Here is a 3917-nt window from a genome sequence, read left to right on the forward strand (position 1 = left end):
CTAGAGCGTGTTATGAACTTTGAAGGATCGCTGCAGCATTACCGAGCATGAGGATAGTGAAGACAACGAAGTGCAGCCCGGCCAAGGTTTCTGGCAATCGCTCGTAGTCGCGGGCCAGTCGCCGGAAGCGGTTGATCCAGCCGAAGCTGCGCTCGACCACCCAGCGCCGGGGCAGGAGCACGAAACCCTTCTTTGCTTCCGGCAACTTGACCACCTGTAGGTCGATGCCTTCTTCTTTCGCTGCTTCAGCCGGCTCTTCTCCGGTGTAGCCCTGATCCACGAAGGCCAACTTCACTGTTTCGCCCGTCACATGCTGCACGTCCTGCGCCAACGAACGTACCTGTGCACGCTCCTGCTCGTTCGCTGGCGTAACTTGGGCTGCCAGCAGATAGCCCAACGTATCGACCGCCATGTGCACCTTGCTGCCCTTCTTTCGCTTGTACCCGTCATAACCCGCACGTGGCCCGCTTTCACAGGTCGATTGCAGCGTACGCCCGTCGAAGATGGCGGCACTGGGCTGACCTTGCTTACCCTGTGCAACGCGAAGGATCGAACGCAGGTCGCTGACCATCGCTTCGAAGCACCCGGCTTGCAGCCAGCGCTGGGTCTGCTGGTAGACCGCCTCCCAAGGCGGGAAGTCGTTGGGAAGCAGGCGCCAGGGCGCGCCCGCCCGCGCCATCCAGCGCAGCGCATTGAACATCGCGCGCAGCTCGTACTTACGCTGCGGCGCCTGTTCGGTCATCAGGGTCAGGTAGGGCGCGGCGAAGGCCCATTCCTCGTCGGATACATTGGTCGGATACGGCTTGCGGGGCGTCATCCGCATACCATAGCCTTGGCGCATCAAAGTTCATAACACGCTCTAGCGAGCGGGATTTGCTTCATGGTCGGCATGCTCGGAGTCGATATCCACGGAGAGGCTGCTGCCTCGCCTGAGGGCCACATAACCGTGGACTTCCTCAGAGGTACTGTCTCCGGTAGCCCGGTCTCATCAGATCTGCGCTTTGCTATCGAGCGTTACAATCAACACTTGCCGGAGCTAGCTCGCCGCCATGGCATAGACTCCGCTGAAATTGCCGTTATGACGGCTAGGTTTGGTACTGATCCAGTTGAAGGCACGCACTTCCTTGTCACTGTTGAGACTACTGACGGCCGCCAATCCGTGGATCAATACGTTGGTGTTCCTGGGAGGCGCTATGGCAAGCCGCGTAGGGCGAGTGCGCCGCCTAACAATTCGTTCAAGCCGAACCCGCTTCGCGGGTCGGCTTAACTCAGGTGTTAGGCGGCACACTGCAATGTCGTGTCACTGAGTGTCGTGGCAATCGGATCGGCCGATGTGCTTCCAGCATTCCTTGGCTTCGGGCAGTCCGTCGCAAGCGCGCCGGAACCATTCGTCGCGGCCGCCTTCCGTACCTCGGACCAGGCGTGGCAACCAGACCGTCCATCGCTGGCTTCGGCCAGTCCGGGGACAGATTCCCGGCCGACGCGCCCGGGTGCCAAGGGCTCCGGACCCATCCCAAGCCAAGAGCTTGTCGCACCCCGATTTTCGTCGTAGCGTGTCGCCTAACAGTTCGTTCAAGCCGACGCCGCTTCGTTACACAAAGCACATGGCAGGTACAGCTTGCCATGTGCTTTGCTTCACTACGCGGCGCGGCTTAACTCAGGCGTTAGGCGGCTAAATCGGAGGGATATATGCCAGCTGTGATACTTGGAACACAAATGGAGCGTGGGCCAGTCAAGTGGCGGGTCGTCACGTCGGACCTCGATGGTGGCGGACCGGAGGATAAGACGCTGGTAATCCAGTTCGACGGCGATCTGGCAGCACTTGCAGGCTTCACCGGGCGTTCCCTGGACATATCGGAGTTTCGTCAGTCTTGCAGTCTAGCAAGGCAAGATTGGATTCCTCTAGACGGAATTTTCCCCTGCACCACGAGTCTCGGGGCTACATCGTCAATTTCGGTAACGTTCCCATAGTGGGGCCGCCGCCTAACAATTCATTCAAGCCGAAGCCGCTTCGCGGCTCGGCTTAATTCAGGCGTTAGCCGCCATGGCGAGATTGACCCTACTTCTGGCATGTTTGGCCCTTGCTCCCGGAGCCTCCGAGGCATGTAGCTGCTCTCCGCTTGGAACACCGGAAGAAGCGCTAGCTGCGAGCGATCGCGTATTTCTCGGAGCAGCTACAACTGTTGAGCTGCGATGTGACCATCCCAACACTAAGCCCTTCATACGAAAGCCCGGGCAAGGGGTCGAGATCGTCTGTACTTCACCATCAGGCGAAGAGCACAGCTTCCCCATCAAGCTTGCCACGTTCATGGTCTCGGAGAACTTCAAAGGCACCGGGTCTGTAGAGACTCTACAGACAGAGCTGTACGGAGCGATGTGCGGCGTCGAGTTTGTGGCCGGCGAAGAGTACGTGGTCTACGCTAAGCGACAAGATGGCGTACTTACTGCCAGCTTGTGCTCCCGGACGGGCGTCGCGACTGACAAAGAGTCTGGGCTGTCGGTGCTGCGCGATGGCGGCTAACAATTCATTCAAGCCGAAGCCGCTTCGCGGCTCGGCTTAACTCAGGCGTTAGGCGGCTATGAAAGCTAGATCGCGCCCTTGGTTCATTGCAGGCTCAATTCTCAGCGCGCTGGCGTCGCTCTACTGTTTTCTGTGGATCTTCTCTGCCGCAAGTCTGGCTTCAGGCTTCTGCGGCTCTAAGTTTTCGCTCTTCGCAGAGTATCTGCGCTGCCGCCAGGTACATTTCGCCATGATTCTTACGGCTTTGTTTGGTCTGCTTTGCGTGTATCTTGGCTGGCGGGCGGCACGTGCTGGGCACGGGGCAGCCGGGTGAATTAACACCCCAAGTGCAACACCCCTGAGAGTTCCTGCATTCGTTCGATCGGGGTCTTGTAGCCATGTCGTTTCCTCGGCCTCGTGTTGAGTTTATGCGCAATTCGGTTGCAGTCGGCTTGTGTGGTTCTTGCCAGGCTCCTCCCCTTGGGCAGGTACTGGCGTAGCAGGCCGTTGAAGTTCTCGTTGCTGCCGCGCTCCCAGGGGCGGTGTGGATAGGCGAAGTAGCAGAGAACGCCTGTTGCTTGTTCGAGCGCGCGGTAGCCGTGGAACTCGGTACCGTTGTCCCAGGTGATGGTCTTGAACGGCAGGCCGCTGCGCTGGATCGCATCCAACGCTGCACGGTTGACCGCTTTGACCGTCCGGTGGGGCAATCTGACCACCAGGGCCACGCCGGTGCAGCGCTCGACCAGCGTCAACAGGCACACGCGCTCGCTGGCCGTGCCAACCACGGTGTCGCCTTCCCAGTGGCCGACCTCTTGCCGGCCTTCGACTTCCGCGGGGCGACTGTCGATCATTGGCTTGCCATGGAGCTTTCCCCGGCGTTCCGGGCCAAAGGTGCGCTTGCGTCTTCGCTTGCCGCCCTGGCGCAGGCAGGAGCGCAGCTGGCCTCCCGCGAGCCGGTCGCGATGAACATGCCGGTAGATCGTCATATGGCTGATCCGCACGACGCCGTGGAGCGCCAACCATCGGGCGATCTGCTCTGGACTCCACTGCGCATAGCGCAGTAGGGCCTCGATGCGTCCATAGATGTCGGCGTCGTGCTGCCTGACCTGCCGGGTCCGCCGTCGCCGGCCGTTGGTGCGCTGCTGGGCCTTGCTGGGCCGGTAGGCACCGTCGGTACGATGGCAGCGGTTGCGCTGGATCTCGCGGCTAATCGTGCTGGGCGATCGGTCCAGGATCCGGGCGATGGTCCGCAGTGACTGCCCGTCGCGGTGGAGCACGGACAGGGTGTATCGTTCTTGCTCGGTGAGCTGGTGGTACATGAGGGATCGTCTCTTGCCGGAGTGATCCCCTCCAGTCTGCCAGCTCACCTCTCCATCTTCGGGCGGTGTGGGTGTTGCACTTACTTTGTTAACCTGCG

The 3917-nt window shown here is 60.5% G+C and carries 3 protein-coding genes; 1 reads left to right on the forward strand and 2 read right to left on the reverse strand.

Annotation, left to right across the window (positions count from 1 at the left end):
* Positions 1-10: 10 nt before the first annotated feature.
* The gene (locus H0E84_RS08165; RefSeq protein WP_180678149.1) at positions 11-817 is read right to left on the reverse strand and encodes an IS5 family transposase; all 807 of its coding nucleotides are present in this window, start codon (positions 815-817) and stop codon (positions 11-13) included.
* 1227 nt (positions 818-2044) lie between these two features.
* On the opposite strand from H0E84_RS08165, the gene H0E84_RS20815 reads away from it, so the two are divergent.
* A complete protein-coding gene (locus tag H0E84_RS20815) occupies positions 2045-2521 on the forward strand; it encodes a hypothetical protein (protein ID WP_180678153.1) in 477 nt (158 codons plus the stop codon).
* Positions 2522-2835: 314 nt separating this feature from the next.
* On the opposite strand, the gene H0E84_RS08175 is transcribed toward H0E84_RS20815, so the two are convergent.
* Positions 2836-3819 carry an IS30 family transposase gene (locus H0E84_RS08175; protein WP_180678154.1) on the reverse strand — a complete coding sequence of 328 codons (984 nt, stop codon included), beginning with the start codon at positions 3817-3819 and terminating at the stop codon, positions 2836-2838.
* Between the last annotated feature and the right edge of the window lie 98 nt (positions 3820-3917).

Origin of the sequence: Luteimonas salinisoli, assembly GCF_013425525.1 — a bacterium.
GTDB classification, from domain to species: Bacteria; Pseudomonadota; Gammaproteobacteria; order Xanthomonadales; family Xanthomonadaceae; genus Luteimonas; species Luteimonas salinisoli.